This is a genomic window from Bacillus atrophaeus (assembly GCF_001584335.1).
Lineage (GTDB): Bacteria > Bacillota > Bacilli > Bacillales > Bacillaceae > Bacillus > Bacillus atrophaeus.
Genome location: NZ_LSBB01000001.1, coordinates 737,010 through 757,273 on the forward strand (window position 1 = coordinate 737,010; position 20,264 = coordinate 757,273).

Sequence of the window (20,264 nt, forward strand, 5' to 3'; positions counted from 1 at the left end):
TGAGGAGTGAGTATGTTGAGTGAACAAAAAGAGATTGCGCTCCAAGTATCAGGCATGACCTGTGCGGCGTGTGCTTCAAGAATTGAAAAAGGGCTGAAACGGATGGATGGAGTTGCGGACGCCCATGTCAATCTGGCACTCGAAACATCAAACATCACGTATAACCCTTCTGAAACAGGAGCGGCCGCCATTAAAGAAAAAATTGAAAAGCTTGGCTACGGAGTAGTGACGGAAAAAGCAGAGTTTCAAATAGCCGGCATGACATGCGCTGCATGTGCGAACCGAATTGAAAAACGGCTGAACAAAACAGAAGGAGTCAGCAGCGCCCAGGTGAACTTTGCTTTAGAAACAGTGGCTGTAGAATATAATCCCAAAGAGGTTACCATCACTGATTTGAAAGAAACCGTCGCAAAGCTCGGTTATCAGCTTGAGCAAAAAGGGGAAGCAGACGGCAAAACCGAAAGTCCGCTAAAAAAGGAACAGCGGAAGCAGACGGTAAGGCTCATCTTTTCAGCGATCCTATCGTTTCCTTTACTATGGGCGATGGTAAGCCATTTTTCTTTCACATCATTTATTTGGGTGCCGGATATCTTCATGAATCCATGGATGCAGTTTGCCCTTGCGACTCCTGTGCAGTTCGTCATCGGCTGGCCGTTTTATACGGGAGCGTACAAAGCGCTTAGAAACAAAAGCGCCAATATGGATGTCTTAGTTGCGCTTGGCACCACAGCCGCTTATGTATACAGTCTTTATCTTACCATTCAAAGCCTGGGCGCTCACGGCCATACCGACGGTCTCTATTATGAAACAAGCGCCATATTGCTGACGCTTATTTTATTAGGCAAACGGTTTGAAGCGAAAGCGAAGGGCCGATCATCCGATGCAATCAAGAAACTCATGAAGCTTCAAGCAAAGACAGCGACTGTTGTCAGAGATGGGCAGGAGCAAGTCATCCCGATTGAAGACGTCATGACGGGCGACTTGGTCTATGTGAAGCCCGGCGAAAGAATTCCTGTTGACGGAGAGGTAACCGAAGGCCGCTCAGCAGTGGACGAATCAATGATTACAGGCGAGAGTATTCCTGTCGATAAGTCTCCGGGAGACAGTGTGACAGGTGCGACGATGAATGCTAACGGTTTTTTGAAAATCAAGGCTGTCAATGTAGGTAAAGACACCGCTCTCTCGCAAATTATCAGGGTAGTCGAAGAGGCGCAAGGTTCAAAAGCGCCGATTCAGCGACTCGCAGACCAGATTTCCGGTATCTTTGTGCCGATTGTGTTAGGCATTGCGGTTATCACGTTCCTTATATGGTATTTCTGGGCGGCTCCCGGTGATGTTGGTGAAGCGATCAGCAAGCTCATCGCTGTTCTTGTGATCGCCTGTCCTTGCGCTCTTGGCTTAGCCACCCCGACAAGTATTATGGCAGGCTCAGGACGTTCAGCCGAATTTGGCATCCTTTTTAAAGGTGGAGAGCACCTTGAAAAAACACATCGCCTCGATACGATTGTCCTTGATAAAACAGGGACGGTCACAAACGGGAAGCCGGTGCTGACGGACGCTGTTGCAGCTGACGGGTTCGAAGAAACAGAGCTGCTGCGGCTGGCGGCGGCCGCCGAAACAGGCTCAGAGCATCCGCTTGGCGAAGCGATTGCTGCCGGGGTGAAAGAAAAAGGAATCGACATTCCGAAGCTGACCCGTTTTGAAGCGAAAATCGGTGCTGGCGTCTCGGCTGAAGCGGCAGGCAAAACGATTCTTGTCGGCTCAAGGCGATTGATGGAAAGTGAAGGGGTTCAGCATGAGGCTCTTCTTTCTCAAATGTCAGCTCTTGAAGGTGAAGGGAAGACCGTCATGCTCGTATCTGTTGACGGGGAACCGGCCGGGCTGATTGCAGTAGCCGATACCATTAAAGAGACGTCGCGGGAAGCTGTGAAACGCTTGATGTCTATGGGACTTGAGGTCATTATGATGACGGGAGACAATCGCAAAACGGCGGAAGCCATTGCGAAAGAAGCGGGCATCACCCGTGTGATTGCCGAGGTGCGCCCAGAAGAAAAGGCGGAAGAAATCTCCAGATTACAGCAAACGGGAAGTCGGGTGGCGATGGTCGGAGACGGCATAAACGACGCGCCCGCTCTTGCAACGGCTGATATCGGCATGGCAATCGGAACCGGGACAGATATCGCGATGGAAACAGCGGACATTACATTGATCCGCGGTGATCTAAACAGCATTGCAGATGCCATTAGAATGAGCCGTCTGACGATGAAAAACATTAAACAAAATTTATTTTGGGCGCTCGGTTATAATACACTCGGCATTCCGATCGCAGCCTTCGGTTTCTTAGCACCGTGGGTAGCGGGAGCGGCAATGGCGTTTAGCTCAGTGTCAGTTGTTTTAAATGCCTTACGTTTGCAGAGGGCAAAATGATTGTTTCCAAAAGCCGTTTTCTCAGCAGTTGAGAAAACGGTTTTTTTGTAAAAAAATTGGACAGTTATTCGTTGACAATTTTTCCGAAACCGCCATATAATATAAGTAATCAATATATGATTATATGCTCATATATATAAATGTGTTAAACAATGCTCATTCATAAGTGTAAAGCGGGAACCCTAATTCGGAAGGTAAGGTGAGACAGATGGAAAAAGGCAAGCAGGAATTTATGCTGAACGGTTTGGATTGCAGCAACTGTGCGAAAAAAATTGAAAATGGCGTCAGGGGCATTGACGGAATTGACTCGTGCGCAGTCAATTTTGCGGCAAGCACGTTAACTGTCTCATCTAGCGAAAAAGATGAACAATGGCTGCTGAATGAGGTGGCGAAAAAGGTAAAATCAATTGAATCCCATGTGACTGTCCGCCCGAAACATGAGAAAAAACCAGCAGATGACGGCTATAAAAAACGATTGCAGCACATGCTGTTAAGACTTGCGGCGGGAGCGGTTCTGGGAGCGATTGCGCTTTTGGCCCATCCCGGCGCGGCAATGGAATTTTTACTATACTTCGCGGCTTACCTCATCATCGGCGGCGACATTGTCGCAAGGGCAATCAAAAATATTTTCCGGGGACAAGTGTTTGATGAGCATTTTCTGATGGCTCTGGCCACAATCGGCGCTTTTATCATTCATCAATACCCTGAAGGCGTTGCGGTTATGCTGTTTTATCAAATCGGCGAACTGTTTCAGGGAGCAGCCGTCAGCCGGTCTAGAAAATCAATTAGTGAATTAATGGACATCAGGCCGGATTATGCGAACCTCAAAACCGGCGAGGGCATTCGTCTTGTCTCACCCGAGGAAGTAAAGATCGGAGACATTATCATTGTAAATCCGGGAGAAAATGTTCCGCTGGACGGGCGTGTTGCAGCCGGAGCGTCAATGGTTGACACATCAGCATTGACAGGTGAATCCGTTCCGAAAAAAGCGGAAAAAGGAAAAGACGTGATGGCGGGCTTTATCAATCAAAACGGCGTGCTGCACATAGAAGTTACAAAAGGTTATGAGGATTCCGCTGTTTCGAAAATATTGGATTTAGTCCAAAACGCAAGCAGCCGGAAAGCGCAGACGGAAAACTTTATTACGAAGTTTGCCAAGTATTATACGCCGGCGGTTGTCATCATTGCCATGCTTCTGGCATTTTTGCCGCCGCTTCTTATCTCCGGTGCCGTGCTGTCTGACTGGGTGTACCGCGCGCTTATATTCTTAGTTATTTCTTGTCCGTGCGCCTTGGTCGTCTCTATTCCGCTCGGTTTTTTTGGCGGTATCGGAGCAGCGTCTAAAGCGGGCGTACTCGTGAAGGGAAGCAATTATTTAGAAGCGCTGAACCAGGTGAAGTACGCAGTCTTTGATAAAACAGGAACATTAACAAAAGGAAGCTTTGAAGTGACTGAATTGAATCCGGCGGGGGAATTTACAAAAGAAGAGCTGCTCGAGGCTGCTGCTTTAGCTGAGATACATTCACAGCATCCGATTGCCGAATCAATCAGAAAAGCTTATGGGAAAACGCTATCTGCTGAAACAATTAAGTCCTACGAGGAAATTCCCGGACACGGCATTAAAGCAACGGTAAACGGAAAAGCCATATTGGCGGGTAATATGAAGCTGATGGATAAGAAGCAAATTGATCACGGTCAAACCGGGATGACGGGAACCGTCGTTCACATCGCGATTGATCATCGGTATGCCGGCTCAATTGTGATTGCCGATGAAATCAAAGAAGACGCCAAACAGGCCGTCACTGCATTAAAAGCACTCGGAGTCAAACGCACCATCATGCTGACAGGTGATACGAAACAGACTGGAGAAGCTGTCGGAAAGTCAGTGGGGATCGACGACATTTATGCAGATCTGCTGCCGCAGGGTAAAGTGGAGCAGATAGAGGCACTGGAAGCCAAACTCCTGCCCAATGAAAAACTGATTTTTGTAGGTGACGGCATCAATGACACGCCTGTACTAGCACGGGCTGATATCGGAGCCGCAATGGGCGGACTTGGATCAGATGCCGCAGTAGAAGCCGCGGATATCGTCCTTATGACAGATCAGCCTTCCAAAATAGCAGAAGCGATTCGTGTTGCGAGACGGACACGGCGCATTGTATGGCAAAACATCGGCTTCGCATTAGGTGTTAAAGCGATTTTCCTTTTGCTCGGAGCGCTTGGTTTTGCGACAATGTGGGAGGCTGTTTTTTCAGATGTCGGTGTTACGCTGCTTGCGGTGGGGAACGCTATGCGGATTATGAGACTGAAAAATGAGTAATTGTCGGAGAGTATTCATTTTTTCAGGCTTTTCTATAACAGGTTGTCTTGGTAAAATGAAGAAGCGGCCATAGCCGCTTCTTTTTTAAATTTTAAACGATGAGGTGTCTGAGTGAAAAAGAAACAGCAGTCTTCTGCGAAATTCGCGGTTATCCTTACGGTTATCGTCGTTGTGTTATTGGCAGGGATCGTTTTGATTAACAATAGTACACAGCAAAGCAGCGAAACGGTTTCGAGTCAGCCGTCCATTAAAGGACAGCCTGTGCTCGGCAAGAATGATGCGCCTGTAACGGTAGTGGAATTCGGAGATTACAAATGTCCTTCCTGCAAAGTATTTAACAACGACATTTTTCCAAAAATCCAGAAAGACTTTATTGACAAGGGCGATGTGAAATTTTCTTTTGTAAATGTTATGTTCCACGGTAAGGGGTCAAGGCTGGCGGCTCTTGCGTCAGAGGAAGTATGGAAAGAAGATCCTGACTCCTTCTGGTCATTTCATGAAAAGCTGTTTGAAGAACAGCCGAATACAGAGCAAGAGTGGGTAACACCTGTGTTACTGGGAAATGTCGCAAAGAGTACAACGAAGGTCAATCCTGCTACGCTGAAGGAAAATCTCGATAAAGAAACGTTTTCTTCGGAAGTGGAAAAGGACTCTGAGCTAAATAATAAATTAAACATTCAAGCGACCCCAACCATTTATGTGAATGATAAAGTCATTGAGAATTTTGCCGATTATGGTGAGATTAAAAAAGCGATAGAAAAAGAGCTGAAAGGAAAGCAGTAGCATGAAAAATAGAATTGTATTTTTATATGCTTCCTGGGTCGTCGCTCTTATCGCCATGCTGGGCAGCCTGTATTTCAGCGAAATTAAAAAGTTCATCCCGTGTGAACTGTGCTGGTACCAGCGAATTCTCATGTATCCGCTTGTCCTTATTTTAGGGATCGCAACGTTTCAAGGTGATGTCCGCGTAAAGAAATATGTGCTTCCGATGTCGATTATCGGAGCATGTATTTCGATCATGCATTATCTGGAACAAAAAGTGCCGGGATTTAGCGGGATAAAGCCGTGCGTAAGCGGTGTGCCTTGCTCTGGCCAATATATTAACTGGTTCGGTTTTATTACAATTCCTTTTTTGGCGCTGATTGCCTTTATCCTCATCATCATTTTTATGTGCTTTGTCAAAGGAGAAAAATCTGAACAATAGAAAAAAGCATCCGCATAAGCGGGTGCTTTTTTTAACGGTACCAAGCTTTGTTTGTTGTAATCTGCCTGTTGTGGGCACTGTCCCACGTATCGACGGTATAAGAATAATCATAGTTCATAATGCAGCGGATGCCGCTTCCTTGTGCGTCATGAGAAAGTCCGAAGTTATGGGAGAACTCATGCTGGGCCGCTTTTGCCGTATTCGCTGTTCCTTGATCAAGGTTGACGCTGAATGCCGGACCGCTCGGCTTTCCGTTGTATACGTAAGCAATGCCGCCTGCGTCAAAACTTGATTTTGCAGTAAAACCGGCAACAAATTTATAGTTTTGGGACCTGAAGCTGTTTTGGAGATTAGAGAGAATTTGAGAGCTGTTTGAGCCGGAAGAAGTCCACGGCTGGACGGCCTGCACGACAAAATCAATGTCATGATCCCGGTTAAAAGCCACATCGGCCTGTTCGATAATTTGGACAATTCTTGTCTGCCAGTCACTGTACTTTGCGCGGTATTCAGCATCCGCTACAGCGAGTACGCTCACCTTTTGTCTTCCGGTGCCTGCTTTAGTTGAAGCTTTGTCTTCCCTAACATTTGCTTTATACCGTTTTTTGCCGACCTGCTTGCCGTTTTCGTCCAGAATCTTTGTGTCGACTGTTTGTTCGATTTGAACCTTTCCGTTATAATCTTTAAAATCTTTTGCCTTCGGAAGCGAATCCGCATAGGTTGTTTTCGCCTTCTCCGCATGATGGTGATGATCGTGGCCGGCCTCAAGATTTCCCGCAGATGTCAGACCCGGAATAATACCCGCTGTAAGCAAAACTGAAAAAGCAATTGAACGCATCTTCATCCATAATTCCTCCTTTTTTTTACAGTAGATGTATTCACTGCACATAATGAAATACCTTCTTCTATAGTTAAAAACAGGAAAAATGTTCTGGGTTTTTTTAGTTTCCAGAGGGCAATGTGACTGTTTATAAAATGGAATGATGCCGAAAAATAAGCTATGGTCCCGGCTGCTTCAGCATTATTATCTGATCTTTCTAAATTTATCTTTTTTTCTGTGTAAATGAGGTTGATTTTAGAGCGAAGCGATTATAAAATCTAGAGGTCGTCAGAAAATTTCATAAAAATAAAGGGAGTCAGAGGAATGGCTTGGGAACTGCTCAGTGTAATTGGTATCATTGCGTTTGCGGTCAGCGGCGCGATTGTTGCGATGGAAGAAGAGTATGATATTTTAGGAGTTTATATATTGGGAATTGTCACAGCGTTCGGAGGGGGCGCGATTCGCAATGTGCTGATTGGAGTGCCCGTTTCGGCTTTATGGGAGCAGGGCGCATTCTTTCAAATCGCTTTAGCGTCGATTACGATTGTTTTCTTGTTTCCGAAACTGTTGCTGAAGCATTGGAACAAATGGGGAAATTTATCAGATGCGATCGGCCTCGCTGCCTTCACGATTCAGGGCGCGCTGTATGCCGTTAAAATGGGGCATCCGCTTAGTGCGGTCATTGTCGCGGCTGTACTGACGGGAAGCGGGGGCGGAATTGTTCGCGATTTACTTGCCGGAAGAAAGCCGATGGTGCTGAAAGCAGAAATTTATGCCGTTTGGGCGGCGCTGGGCGGTTTAATTGTCGGTCTTGGCTGGATGGGAAACTCGGTCGGGCTATACGTGCTGTTCATTATGCTGGTGGCATGCCGCGTCTGTTCATATATGTTTAAATGGAAGCTGCCAAACCGTTCCTTTTATGTGAATAACTAATATACAAAAAACCGATATCCAATAGGAATCGGTTTTTTTCATTATAAATAACCCAAACCTTGAACTCAGGTGGGCAAATATGTTAAGATAAACTGTATTTAGTATTTTTTTGTATATATTAAATTTATATCCAATTTAATTATACCGTATTTTGTCTTCGCTTGTCAAATACTTTCCGGAGGTGCCGTTCATGGAAAAAGAGAAAAAGGAATGGGAACAGGAGCAGTCAAGAGTCGAAGCTGTACTGACAGAGCTGGACAAAAAACAGAAGAAGCTCGAAACATCAGCCGGCGGGTTAAAGCATGATATTATCGGCATCAGAAAAAACTTCTGGGAGGACGTCACCGTTAACATGGATGACGCTCATGAAGCTGCCGAAACGTTTTCCAGCATCAAGCAGCAGGCTGAAATTCTGTCTGAAAGGGAACGGAGCCATCGGCACATATATCGGCAGATTCAAAATATAAAAAAATTAAGGGCATCTCCTTATTTCGGGCGGGTTGATTTTATTGAACAAGGAGATCAGAAACCGGAACAAGTATACATTGGCTTGACCTCATGCATGGATGAGAATGAGGAACGCTTTCTCGTCTACGATTGGAGGGCGCCGATTTCAAGTCTCTACTATAATTATTCCCCAGGAAAAGCTGAGTACGAGGTGCCGGGTGAAACGATAGAAGGAGAGATTGTTCTGAAGCGCCAGTTTATCATTAAAAACGGCATGCTTAAGGCAATGTTTAACACAGATATGACAATCGGGGATGAGATGCTGCAAGAAGTGTTAAGCAGCCATTCGAACACCCAAATGAAAAACATCGTGTCTACAATTCAAAAAGAGCAAAATCAAATTATCCGTAATGAAACAAGCAAATATTTAATCGTTCAGGGAGCTGCGGGAAGCGGAAAAACATCCGCGGCGCTTCAGCGAGTTGCCTATTTGCTCTATCGGTGGCGCGGGGTGATTGATGCCCGGCAAATTGTGCTGTTTTCCCCAAACTTTTTGTTTAACAGCTATGTGTCCGCCGTGCTGCCTGAGCTTGGAGAAGATAACATGGAACAGACAACGTTTCAGGAGTATATCGAGCATCGGCTTGGGAGGAAGTTTCAATGTGAAAGCCCTTTTGAGCAGTTGGAATATTGTCTGTCAGAAACAGAAGAGAAAATCGCTGCCACAAGGCTGGCCGGTATTCAGTTTAAATCGGACTTGGCTTTTCAAGGATTGATTGACCGTTATGTCAACTGGCTTTCTTCCGAAGGGATTTTATTCAAAAATGTTGTTTTCCGGGAAGAAAAGCTGATCACAAAAGAGCAAATACGAACCTATTTTTATTCGCTGGAACAAAGCATTTCCATCCCGAACCGTATGGAGCTGACCGCGGAATGGCTGCTGTTGGAAATCGGCAAGATGGAAAAGAAGGAACGGCGTAAAGACTGGGTTATTCAAGACATCGAGCTTTTCGACAAGGAAGAATTTTTAGAAGCCTATAAAAAGCTTCAAACCCGTGAGCAATTCAGCGAGCATACCTTTAACGATCATCAAAGAGAGCAGCAGCTGCTGGCGGCCATGATCGTAAAGAAGGCGTTCAAACCGATTAAACATGCGATTAAACAGCTTGCTTTTATTGATGTAAAACAATTGTATCTCCAGATGTTTTCTGATTGGGGCGATAATGCCGCAACTGGGCAGTGGGAAGCGATTGGCAAGCTGACTCGCGCGAGTTTTGCGCAGCACTTGCTGCATTATGAAGATGCGGCGCCTTTTCTATATATGCAGGATAGTATTGAAGGCAGGAAACAAAATACACAGATCAAACACTTGTTTATCGACGAAGCTCAAGATTATTCGGCGTTTCAGCTTGTGTATTTGCGAAGCTTGTTTCCCGCAGCAAGAATGACCATTCTTGGCGATATCAATCAGTCCATCTACGCGCATGCAATGAACGGCGCTCAGCGTATGGATGCCTGTTTTGAAGAAAATGCCGCAGAATATATCCGTTTAATGAGAACCTACAGATCAACAAGGCAGATCGTTGAGTTTACAAAAGGGCTGCTCGTCGACGGGGCGGAAATTGAACCTTTTAACCGGAATGGAGAAAAGCCCCTCCTACAAAAGACGGAAGGACGGGCAGAACTGCACGCAAAGATCAAAGACACGATACAGCACTTCAAGAAAAATGGGCACGAAACCATCGCGGTTATTTGCAAAACTGTTCAGGAATGCAGACAGGCGCACAATGAGATCAGCAAGTATACGGACATCCGGCTGATTGATAAAGAAAATCAAACGTTCCAAAAGGGAGTCTGTTTGATTCCGGTTTATTTGGCAAAAGGAATCGAATTTGACGCGGTGATTGTCTATAATGCATCAGGCGAACAATACAAAACCGAGTACGACCGCAGGCTGTTATATACTGCTTGCACGCGCGCTATGCACGCTGTAACGATATTTTATCTAGGTGAAGCAAGTCCGTTTTTGCAGGCTGTTCCATCTCATTTGTATGAGGGCAAATAAAAGAGTGCCTGGAACATTACAGTAATATAATGCCGAGGGAGAAGGGGAACCTTCTCTTTTTTTTGTGAGGATATTCTGAGTCTTTTAATAGCATTTTAAGCCCGGCTTATTGGAGAAGTGTACTGGAAACAATTCATTCAAAGGAATAAAATTATTTCCAGTCTATCATTAGTAATCTTAATCGTTATCATCATGTTTATCTATTTTACTTAATTCTCATCTTCCGGTAAAGTTCAATAAGAAGCTTTTTTTAAAAAGACCAACTATTTAAAAAAATGACGTACGATGAGTTAATATTCTTTGTGAGGTGGATTTCGTTGCAACTTCAGGTAATGAACAGTCCGTTTAATCAGGAGCAGGCAGAGCTCCTTAACCGCCTTCTGCCGACCTTGACCGAATCTCAAAAAATCTGGCTGAGCGGTTATCTTGCCGCAGCCCAGTCTGGTTCTGTCCAAGGAACAGCGGAAGCGCCGGCGGCGCTTCCTGCCGGGGATACGGCGCAGACGATTTCAAAAGAAGTGACCATTCTTTACGGATCACAGACGGGCAACGCGCAGGGGCTTGCGGAAAATACGGGCAAGACGCTTGAAGGCCGCGGCTATCAAGTAAACGTTTCGTCCATGAGCGATTTTAAGCCGAACAATTTAAAGAAAATAAAAAATCTTCTTATTGTGGTGAGTACACATGGAGAGGGCGACCCGCCGGATAATGCATTGTCATTCCATGAGTTTCTTCATGGCAGACGGGCGCCGAAGCTTGATGATCTCCGTTTTTCTGTATTGGCGCTTGGAGACAGCTCCTATGAGTTTTTCTGCCAAACGGGAAAAGAGTTTGATGCCCGTTTGGAAGAGCTCGGCGGCACACGGCTTTCTCCGCGTGTTGACTGTGATCTTGATTATGATGAGCCTGCGGCAGAATGGGTTGAAGAGGTCCTTGGCGGCTTGAGCGAAGCGCAAAGCGGTATTGCTGAGCCAACTCCGGCAGCGGCGCCTCAATCAGGTGAGTCGGCATATACCCGAACAAATCCGTTCAGAGCAGAAGTGCTCGAGAATATTAATTTGAACGGACGCGGTTCAAACAAAGAAACACGCCATCTTGAGCTGTCGCTTGAAGGATCAGGCCTCACATATGAACCGGGGGACAGCCTCGGCGTTTATCCGGAAAATGATCCGGCTCTTGTCGATATGCTTTTGGAGGAAATGAACTGGGATCCGGAAGAAGTGGTGACGGTCAATAAACAAGGAGACGTTCGTCCGCTCAAAGAAGCGCTTATTTCTCACTTTGAAATTACCGTTTTAACCAAACCGCTTCTCCAGCAGGCAGCGCAGCTTTCTGCTGACGAGGATTTGCGTGAACTGTTATCGCCGGGCAATGAAGAAAAAGCAAAGGCGTATCTTGAAGGGCGCGATGTGCTTGACCTGGTCCGCGATTTCGGTCCGTGGGGCGTATCGGCGCAAGAATTTATCGCAATCCTCCGGAAAATGCCGGCCCGCCTTTATTCAATTGCGAGCAGCTTATCGGCGAATCCGGATGAAGTGCATCTGACAATCGGCGCTGTCCGGTATGATGCACACGGCCGTGAAAGAAAAGGCGTTTGCTCGATTTTGTGTGCGGAACGTCTTCAGCCGGGAGATACATTGCCGATCTACATTCAGCATAACCAGAATTTTAAACTGCCGGATAACCCTGAAACACCGATCATTATGGTTGGCCCGGGGACAGGCATTGCGCCGTTCCGTTCTTTTATGCAGGAGCGTGAAGAAGCGGGAGCGGAAGGGAAATCATGGATGTTTTTCGGCGATCAGCATTTCGTAACGGATTTCCTTTACCAGACGGAATGGCAAAAGTGGCTGAAGGACGGCGTGCTGACGAAAATGGATGTTGCATTCTCGCGTGATACGGACGAAAAAGTATATGTGCAGCACCGCATGCTTGAACACAGCAAAGAAATGTTCGCGTGGATTCAAGAAGGAGCGGCTGTTTACATTTGCGGAGATGAGAAGCACATGGCGCATGACGTGCATCAGGCTCTGATTGATATTATCGAAAAAGAAGGCGGCATGAGCCGCGAAAAAGCGGAAGAATACTTAGCGGATATGCAGCAGCAAAAACGTTACCAGCGTGACGTATACTGATTTTGGTTTGAAAGGAGTTTTTTCAACATGGTGAACAACATTTTAAAAGCACCGGAAGGCTCTCCGAGTGATGTTGAGGACATTAAAGAAAAAAGCGACTATTTGCGCGGCACACTCAAAGAAGTGATGCTCGACCGGATCAGCGCCGGAATCCCAGATGACGACAACCGCTTGATGAAGCACCACGGAAGCTATTTGCAGGATGACCGGGATCTCCGCAATGAACGGCAAAAGCAAAAGCTTGAACCGGCGTATCAGTTCATGCTGCGCGTCCGTATGCCGGGCGGTGTTTCGACGCCGGCTCAATGGCTTGTCATGGACGACTTGTCCCAGAAATACGGCAATAATACCTTAAAGCTTACAACCCGTGAGACATTTCAAATGCACGGCATTTTAAAATGGAACATGAAAAAAACAATTCAAGAGATTAATGCGGCTTTGTTAGATACGATTGCGGCTTGCGGTGACGTGAACCGTAACGTCATGTGCGCTTCAAATCCATATCAGTCTGAGATCCATACAGAAGTGTATGAATGGTCCAAAAAGCTGAGTGATGATCTTCTGCCGCGCACTAGGGCATATCATGAGATTTGGCTGGATGAGGAAAGAGTGGCCGGGACTCCGGAAACCGAAGAAGTCGAGCCGATGTACGGTCCTCTTTACTTGCCGCGGAAATTTAAAATCGGTATCGCTGTTCCTCCATCCAATGATGTTGATGTTTTCTCACAAGACCTCGGCTTCATTGCGATTGTGGAGGAAGGCAAGCTTATCGGTTTTAACGTGGCAATCGGCGGGGGCATGGGTATGACGCATGGTGACCAAGCGACATACCCGCAGCTGGCGAAGGTCATCGGATTCTGCAAACCTGAGCAAATGTATGATGTAGCAGAGAAAGTGATTACGATTCAGCGTGATTACGGAAACCGTTCCGTCCGAAAAAACGCGAGATTTAAGTATACAGTTGACCGTCTTGGAGTGGAAACGGTCAAAGCGGAGCTGGAAAACCGGCTCGGCTGGAGCTTGGCGGAAGCAAAGGCTTTTCATTTTGACCATAACGGCGACCGCTACGGCTGGGTAAAAGGTGTAGAAGGCAAGTGGCATTTTACGCTCTTTGTTGAAGGCGGCCGTATTACCGATTATGATGATTACAAACTCATGACGGGATTACGTGAAATTGCAAAAGTCCATACCGGCGAATTCCGGCTGACATCAAATCAAAACTTGATTATTTCAAATGTCACAAGCCAGAATAAGGATGCCATCAGCAGCCTGATTGAAAAGTACGGGCTGACAGACGGAAGACAGCATTCAGCATTACGCCGCAGCTCTATGGCGTGTGTCGCACTGCCGACATGCGGACTGGCGATGGCGGAAGCGGAAAGATATTTGCCGGTTCTTATTGATAAAATAGAAGACATTGTGAATGAAAACGGCCTTCGTGATGAAGAAATCACGATTCGTATGACAGGGTGCCCGAACGGCTGTGCGCGCCATGCACTCGGCGAAATCGGGTTTATCGGGAAAGCGCCTGGCAAATACAACATGTATCTGGGCGCGGCCTTTGACGGCAGCCGCCTAAGCAAAATGTACCGCGAAAATATCGGTGAAGAAGAGATTTTAAGCGAACTGAGTGTGCTTCTTTCCCGCTACGCGAAAGAACGGAATGAAGGGGAGCACTTTGGTGACTTTGTCATCCGCGCCGGTGTCATCAAAGCAACGACAGACGGAACGAATTTCCATCATGAATAAAGTGTATCAGAGACAGGATGGCATGCCTGTCTCTTTTTTTATCATTTAAAAGGCAGAATCAGGCCATTCTAATAAGGAACGGGTAAAGGCAGACGAAAAAAGGATTTTTTTACTAAAGGCAAAAAATTTCCCAGTAAGCATAATATGAGAAATTTTCTGCAAAAAAGGGTAACATATATATAGAGACTAGTGTGGACGAAACTCATATCGTATGGATTTATGATGAAAAACAAAGCCTTCATCTTCTCCTGCAAAGCACATCAAGACACAGGAAAACCATCATTTGTAATGAATGATTTAAACATGCAGAGATTGAGGAGGTCGTGCATTTGGAAATATTTTTAGTTGTCCTTGTTCTACTAACCATTATTGCGATCTCAAATATCGTGAATCGGTTTATCCCTTTTATTCCGGTGCCGTTAATTCAGGTGGCGCTTGGAATCTTAGCAGCTGCATATCCGCGGGGGCTCCATTTTGATTTAAATCCGGAATTATTTTTTGTCCTGTTTATCGCACCGCTGTTATTCAACGACGGAAAGAGAACGCCGCGGGCGGAGCTTTGGAATTTAAGAGCGCCGATCTTACTTCTGGCTCTCGGCCTCGTGTTCGCTACCGTAATTGTCGGAGGGTATACGATTAATTGGATGATTCCGAGCATTCCGCTTCCTGCCGCATTTGGGCTTGCGGCCATTCTGTCGCCTACAGATGTGGTGGCGGTAAGTGCTTTATCAAGCAGAGTGAAGATGCCAAAAGGAATTCTCCGCCTGCTTGAAGGAGAAGGGCTGATGAATGATGCATCGGGACTTGTCGCCTTTAAATTTGCGATTGCGGCAGCCGTTACGGGAACTTTTTCATTAGCGGAAGCTGCCTTCAGCTTTGTGCTCATCGCTGCCGGTGGTTTATTGAGCGGTGTGATCATCTCCTTTTTGATCATACGCTTTCGGCTTTTCCTTCGCCGTCTCGGGATGCAGGACGTCACCATGCATATGCTGATTCAGATCTTGACTCCCTTTGTCATTTATCTGGCAGCTGAAGAAATCGGTGTTTCCGGCATTTTAGCAGTCGTGGCAGGCGGAATTACCCATGCGGTGGAACAAGACCGTCTGGAATCTTCAATGGTGAAACTGCAAATTGTATCATCAAGTACATGGAGTATTATTCTATTTATTTTAAACGGGCTGGTCTTTGTTATCCTTGGAACGCAGATTCCTGATGTTATATCTGTTATTTTTAACGATACGGCATTTAATAATATGATGGTGATCGGTTATATTCTTGTCATCACCTTTACATTGATGCTTCTCAGGTTTCTTTGGGTGCTGTTCTTCTGGAACGGCAAGTGGTTCTTTAATAAAGACCAAAATATTTATAAACCGGGCCTTCGTTCAACGTTATTAATCTCTATTTCAGGCGTACGGGGAGCGGTTACGCTTGCGGGTTCGTTTTCGATTCCTTACTTTCTGGCGGACGGTACGTCGTTTCCTGAGCGAAACTTAATTATCTTTTTAGCGGCCGGCGTCATTTTGTGCACACTTGTCATTGCCAGTATCGTGCTGCCTATGCTGTCTGATAAAGAAGAGGAGAACGTGAAAGAGGAGAATGAAAAGCTGATGACAGCGAGACGCAAGCTGATTAAAACAGCCATTCATACGATAAAAGAAGACTTGAACGATACAAACAAAACAGCGTCCTTAGCGGTCATTGCCGAATACAATGAGAAAATGAAAAATCTTCGTTTTCAGCAATACACGACCAAAAGCCGTGTGAAAAAATATGAACGCAAACTCCGCGCTTACGGAGTGAAGGCTGAACAAGCAGAACTGATGCGGCTGCTTGACCGCGGAGAGATCCCTGAAGAAACGGCGAACAGCCTTCAGGAGAGATTCAATGAATTAGAAATGCTTTATGCCAATCCGTTTAAGGTAGGTTTATCAAAAACAAAGCTGAAACGCCTTCTGTATTGGATCTTTTTCGGACAGCTTAAAAAACCGGAAATGTCGATTCTGAATGAAGAGGGCTTGATCCGGTCAACCAGAGTGAAAACAGCTAAAGCAGCAATAGAAAACCTGAAAAAACATACGACAGATGAAAATAAAGAAGTGACGTACTCTGTGATCGCGTTTTACAATCACTTGATTTTCAGATTGGAACAGGGCCATCATGAGCAGAAATCGAATTCCCATTTCGAAAATCAAAAGCTTGAAGTGAAATTGAAGGCTGTGCAGGCCATACGAAATGAAATCCAAACACTCTTTGAGGAACGGGAAATTTCCCGCGATATCACCCATCAGCTCCGTCAGTATATTAATGATGTGGAAGCTGCGATGCTGGAGGGCGGAGATTAATTTTTACACACAAAAAAGCTGGCGGATAAGACCGATGAGTCTTAACCGCCAGCTTTTTTGTGTATGTTAAGGGCGATGGAATTCGACAGTATTGTCATTCCGGTCAAACCAGCCTCGGAAGGCCCAGTTAATCCAGCCGCCGTCCCCTTTGTTAGTAAAGCTTCCGTCTTCAAATACCCAGATTCCGTAAGTAATGCCGTCATAAACAGCTGATCCGTAAAATTTGACGCCATTAAAGTGATCCTCATATTCTTGGCTTAGATTAAACACCATGACATTATACTTTTGGCCTGACGCATAGAAAGAGGATTCCATTAAGTTTTTCACAAATCCGTCCCGGTTCTGAGCTGATTTAATGGAGTCAGCAATTTGGTTGGCGATTCCTAATACATCAACATTCACATTTAAACCGACTTCGGCAGCCGTTGTACCGGCCGTCGATTGTTGTGAAGCCTTAGGCGCGGGGTTTTCCTCAGCAGAAGCAAAAGACATAGGAGCGAGTGACAAAGCGGCACCAAGCATAAGGGTCATAGGGATACGAGAACGTTTCATGTGTTTCCTCCTTTAAAATTTTTGGGTACAGTTTGCATTTACCCCTTATGCTGTTTTATATTCATATTTCTATAAAAATAAGAAAATATTAGTAGATTTATTGCTGGCTTAATAACCTTTTACTAGAAAATGTACGTTTATATTATGAAAAAAGGAGGGGATACGCCATTTTTTTGCATGAAAGCAAAAGTGGCTGTTTCCTCCGTAGTGCTATTGCATCAGAAGAAGGTTAACCGTTTTGCTTCATTCAAGGGAAAATCTATTTTTTAGGCAGACCAAAGCAGCAAAGCTTATTATTGGTTTCCGTTGGTAAGAATATGAGATAATACAGGGGATAATTAGAATTCGAGAGAAAAGGTGGTTGTTCAAAGTGGTTGCAAGTTTAAAGGATACTGTAAAGTTGCATAATGGAGTGGAAATGCCGCGATTTGGTCTTGGTGTTTTCAAAGTGGAAAACGGAAGTGAAGCGACGGAGTCCGTAAAAGCGGCAATCAAAAACGGATACCGCAGTATTGATACGGCTGCTATTTACAAAAACGAAGAAGGTGTCGGAGCGGGCATTAAAGAATCCGGCGTTGCCAGAGACGAGCTGTTCATCACATCTAAAGTGTGGAACGAAGATCAAGGGTATGAAACGACACTTGCTGCTTTTGAAAAAAGCCTTGAAAGGTTAGAACTTGATTACTTGGATTTATATTTGATCCATTGGCCTGGCAAGGATAAATATAAAGATACTTGGCGCGCACTGGAAAAGCTGTACAAAGACGGCAAGGTCCGCGCGATCGGCGTAAGCAACTTCCAAGTTCATCATTTGGAAGAACTGCTTAAAGATGCGGAAATCAAACCGATGGTGAACCAGGTTGAATTCCACCCGTGTCTTACACAGGTTGAACTAAGAGAGTATTGCAAAAAGCAAGGCATTCAGGTTGAAGCGTGGTCTCCGCTTATGCAGGGCCAGCTGTTAGATAATGAAGTGCTGAAACAAATTGCTGAGAAACATAATAAGTCCGTTGCCCAAGTTATTTTACGCTGGGATTTACAACAAGACGTTATTACAATTCCAAAATCAATTAAGGAACACCGCATTATAGAAAATGCAGATATCTTTGATTTTGTATTATCTCAAGAAGATATTGAAAAGATCAATGCGCTGAATAAAGATGAACGTGTCGGACCGAATCCGGACGAGCTTCTTTTCTAAGCAACAAAAATCCCCGCCGGCAGGCAGGGGATTTTTTAGTTCAATACAAACTTGATAGCTAATTGTTGATTTGTTCTGTTATTTCTTCCATCGTTTTGTTCTTATCGATTTGCATGGAAAGTGTGATGAGATATCCGTCAGGGTCTTGTAACACAAGCTCGCGTGCGTTCCATGGGCGGTCAATAGGGCCTTCTATCATTTTTGCTTCTGCGCTTTTTGCTTTCTCAAAAAACGAATCGACATCTTCTGTCGTCACGTTTAACTTAACTCCTTTTCCATTGATGTCTGTATTCATTTGTGCAGATTCCAATAAGATGTCTTGATACTTTTTGCCGCGAATATGTGCCATCACTTTTTTCCCGTCATTACCCGTCAATTCAAAAACCGATTCAAAGTGAAGCACAGCTTTATACCAGCTAAGCGAACGTTCTATATCACTTACTGACAATTTGACAAACAAAGGCATTGGATAAAATTCTGTCATGATTACACCCCTTTTTTGAAGTTACATATAAGATAAATGATCACGTAACGGGAGGGTCAAGCAAAAACAGAAAAAGACCGGAGCAATGTTACGGCCCTGGTCTTTATGACAATTTAAGCTGATTTTTTTAATTGAATCAAAAATAACATAATGAAAGAAATGACGATAATGCAGATGACCCAAGCCCAGGCGAGAGAGTTGCTGCCTGAGTCCATGGCTACGTAAATCGCAGTCGGCAGAGTTTGGGTGACACCGGGAATGTTTCCGGCAAACATCAGCGTGGCGCCGAATTCACCAAGTGCCCGGGCCAGACTGAGAATGCTCCCGGACAGCAGTGATTTAAATGCGAGCGGAACAGAAATGTACATGAAGACCTGCCACCTGCCGGCTCCGTCTATTTTTGCGGCGCCTTGAATGTCAGGGTCGATGTCAGCAAAGCCGGTCTTCGCTGATTGGTACATAAGCGGAAAGGCGACAATTGCCGAAGCGATGACTGCGGCCCACCATGTGAAAATAACGGGACGGTCAAACACCCATTCTATCGCTTGTCCTGCTATGCTGTGTTTTCCGAAGATCACAATCAAAATAAAACCGACGACTGTTGGCGGAAGAACAAGCGGCAGCATAAAGATTGTTTCGACGACGGTTTTGCCAAAAAAACGCGCCCTTGCCATCCATGCGCCTGCCAGTGTGCCAAGAATGATAACGGCGATCCCTGCCGCCGCGGCGACCTGAAACGACAGAAGAACAGGCGTGAAAAACTCGGAAGCCGTGATGTTATTCGGCAGTAAATCCATATTTCTCAAACACTTTCATCGCTTCATCCGTTTGCAGATATTCGTAAAATTCCTTTGCTTCTTTCCGATGCTTTGTATCTTTTACAATGCCCAGCGGATAGACAATCGGGCTGTGAGTGTCGGCATCTGCTTCATCGGCAATCTCCGCTTTTTTGGAGACGAGCGCATCTGTTTTATAGACAATGCCTGCGTCGACATTTCCGGTCTCCACATAGGAGAGCACTTGCCGCACATCTTTTCCGTATACGATTTTGTCTTTTACTTTATCCCATAATGACAGCTTTGTCAGTGACTCCTTCGCGTAGGCTCCAGCGGGAACAGACTCAGGTGTTCCGAGAGCGATTTTTTCTGTGTCTGACTTTGTGAGATCTTCGAAATGCTTCACAGAAGAATCGCCGTTTTTGGGCACAACAAGAACAATTTCGTTCCCGACTAGGTCCGTGCTGTCCTTTTTGGCGATATCACCGTCGTCTACAAGCTTTTGAAATTTATCCTCAGCCGCCGAGAAGAATAAGTCGGCTTCTGCGCCTTGGGAAATTTGTTTTTGCAAGGCCCCTGAAGAGCCGTAATTGTCTTGAATGGTAATGTTTGAGTGTGTCTTTTCATAATTGTTTTGGATTTCCTCTAACGCATCCTGAGCACTGGCAGCCGCTGAAATAGTCAAGGTGACGTCTTTGTCGGCATCCTTTGACGTTTGATTGGATGAACACCCTGCGGCAAGTAAACAGACGGTCATGGCTGTTGCTGTTAAGATCAAGTTCTTTCTTCTCATAACTGCACTCCTTATC

At 45.5% G+C, this 20,264-nt stretch carries 15 protein-coding genes; 10 read left to right on the forward strand and 5 right to left on the reverse strand.

Annotated elements, in window-relative coordinates:
- The first annotated feature begins 15 nt into the window (after window positions 1-15).
- The 4 genes from copA (at window position 16) to AXI57_RS03670 (ending at window position 5,951) form a co-directional block, all read left to right on the forward strand.
- Window positions 16-2,427 (forward strand): copper-exporting P-type ATPase CopA, encoded by a 2,412-nt coding sequence (copA, locus tag AXI57_RS03655; RefSeq protein WP_061669262.1) that lies wholly within the window; start codon window positions 16-18, stop codon window positions 2,425-2,427.
- 208 nt (window positions 2,428-2,635) lie between these two features.
- Window positions 2,636-4,747: a heavy metal translocating P-type ATPase gene (locus tag AXI57_RS03660; protein ID WP_061669263.1), complete on the forward strand. Its 2,112-nt coding sequence runs from the start codon at window positions 2,636-2,638 to the stop codon at window positions 4,745-4,747.
- A gap of 111 nt (window positions 4,748-4,858) precedes the next feature.
- Window positions 4,859-5,530 (forward strand): DsbA family protein, encoded by a 672-nt coding sequence (locus AXI57_RS03665; RefSeq protein ID WP_061669264.1) that lies wholly within the window; start codon window positions 4,859-4,861, stop codon window positions 5,528-5,530.
- Between the two features lies 1 nt (window position 5,531).
- Window positions 5,532-5,951: a disulfide oxidoreductase gene (locus AXI57_RS03670; RefSeq protein WP_003326925.1), complete on the forward strand. Its 420-nt coding sequence runs from the start codon at window positions 5,532-5,534 to the stop codon at window positions 5,949-5,951.
- 31 nt (window positions 5,952-5,982) lie between these two features.
- Here AXI57_RS03670 and AXI57_RS03675 read toward each other — a convergent pair whose 3' ends face one another.
- A complete protein-coding gene (locus AXI57_RS03675; RefSeq protein WP_061669265.1) occupies window positions 5,983-6,792 on the reverse strand; it encodes a zinc-dependent metalloprotease in 810 nt (269 codons plus the stop codon).
- A gap of 300 nt (window positions 6,793-7,092) precedes the next feature.
- Between AXI57_RS03675 and AXI57_RS03680 the strand changes: the two genes are divergently transcribed.
- From AXI57_RS03680 to AXI57_RS03700, 5 genes are all read left to right on the forward strand, one after another.
- Entirely contained in the window at window positions 7,093-7,701 is a 609-nt protein-coding gene (locus AXI57_RS03680) for a trimeric intracellular cation channel family protein (protein WP_010789927.1), read from the forward strand.
- A 190-nt stretch (window positions 7,702-7,891) separates the two neighbouring features.
- Entirely contained in the window at window positions 7,892-10,213 is a 2,322-nt protein-coding gene (gene helD / locus AXI57_RS03685) for an RNA polymerase recycling motor HelD (RefSeq protein WP_061669266.1), read from the forward strand.
- Window positions 10,214-10,530: 317 nt separating this feature from the next.
- Window positions 10,531-12,348 carry an assimilatory sulfite reductase (NADPH) flavoprotein subunit gene (locus AXI57_RS03690; protein WP_061669267.1) on the forward strand — a complete coding sequence of 606 codons (1,818 nt, stop codon included), beginning with the start codon at window positions 10,531-10,533 and terminating at the stop codon, window positions 12,346-12,348.
- 27 nt (window positions 12,349-12,375) lie between these two features.
- On the forward strand, window positions 12,376-14,097 hold the full coding sequence (gene cysI / locus AXI57_RS03695) for an assimilatory sulfite reductase (NADPH) hemoprotein subunit (RefSeq protein ID WP_061669268.1): 1,722 nt from the start codon (window positions 12,376-12,378) through the stop codon (window positions 14,095-14,097).
- A 329-nt stretch (window positions 14,098-14,426) separates the two neighbouring features.
- A complete protein-coding gene (locus AXI57_RS03700; RefSeq protein ID WP_003326933.1) occupies window positions 14,427-16,442 on the forward strand; it encodes a Na+/H+ antiporter in 2,016 nt (671 codons plus the stop codon).
- Window positions 16,443-16,508: 66 nt separating this feature from the next.
- Here AXI57_RS03700 and yvgO read toward each other — a convergent pair whose 3' ends face one another.
- The gene (yvgO, locus tag AXI57_RS03705) at window positions 16,509-16,994 is read right to left on the reverse strand and encodes a stress response protein YvgO (RefSeq protein WP_003326934.1); all 486 of its coding nucleotides are present in this window, start codon (window positions 16,992-16,994) and stop codon (window positions 16,509-16,511) included.
- Window positions 16,995-17,364: 370 nt separating this feature from the next.
- Here yvgO and AXI57_RS03710 point away from each other — a divergent pair, with 370 nt between their 5' ends.
- On the forward strand, window positions 17,365-18,195 hold the full coding sequence (locus AXI57_RS03710; protein ID WP_141292158.1) for an aldo/keto reductase: 831 nt from the start codon (window positions 17,365-17,367) through the stop codon (window positions 18,193-18,195).
- 58 nt (window positions 18,196-18,253) lie between these two features.
- Here AXI57_RS03710 and AXI57_RS03715 read toward each other — a convergent pair whose 3' ends face one another.
- The 3 genes from AXI57_RS03715 to modA all read right to left on the reverse strand — a co-directional run bounded on the left by AXI57_RS03715 (window position 18,254) and on the right by modA (window position 20,248).
- The gene (locus AXI57_RS03715; RefSeq protein ID WP_061669269.1) at window positions 18,254-18,679 is read right to left on the reverse strand and encodes a VOC family protein; all 426 of its coding nucleotides are present in this window, start codon (window positions 18,677-18,679) and stop codon (window positions 18,254-18,256) included.
- A gap of 113 nt (window positions 18,680-18,792) precedes the next feature.
- Window positions 18,793-19,485 carry a molybdate ABC transporter permease subunit gene (gene modB, locus AXI57_RS03720; protein WP_141292159.1) on the reverse strand — a complete coding sequence of 231 codons (693 nt, stop codon included), beginning with the start codon at window positions 19,483-19,485 and terminating at the stop codon, window positions 18,793-18,795.
- Window positions 19,457-20,248 carry a molybdate ABC transporter substrate-binding protein gene (gene modA / locus AXI57_RS03725; RefSeq protein ID WP_061669271.1) on the reverse strand — a complete coding sequence of 264 codons (792 nt, stop codon included), beginning with the start codon at window positions 20,246-20,248 and terminating at the stop codon, window positions 19,457-19,459. The genes modB and modA overlap by 29 nt, the downstream gene beginning before the upstream one ends.
- Window positions 20,249-20,264: the final 16 nt, after the last annotated feature.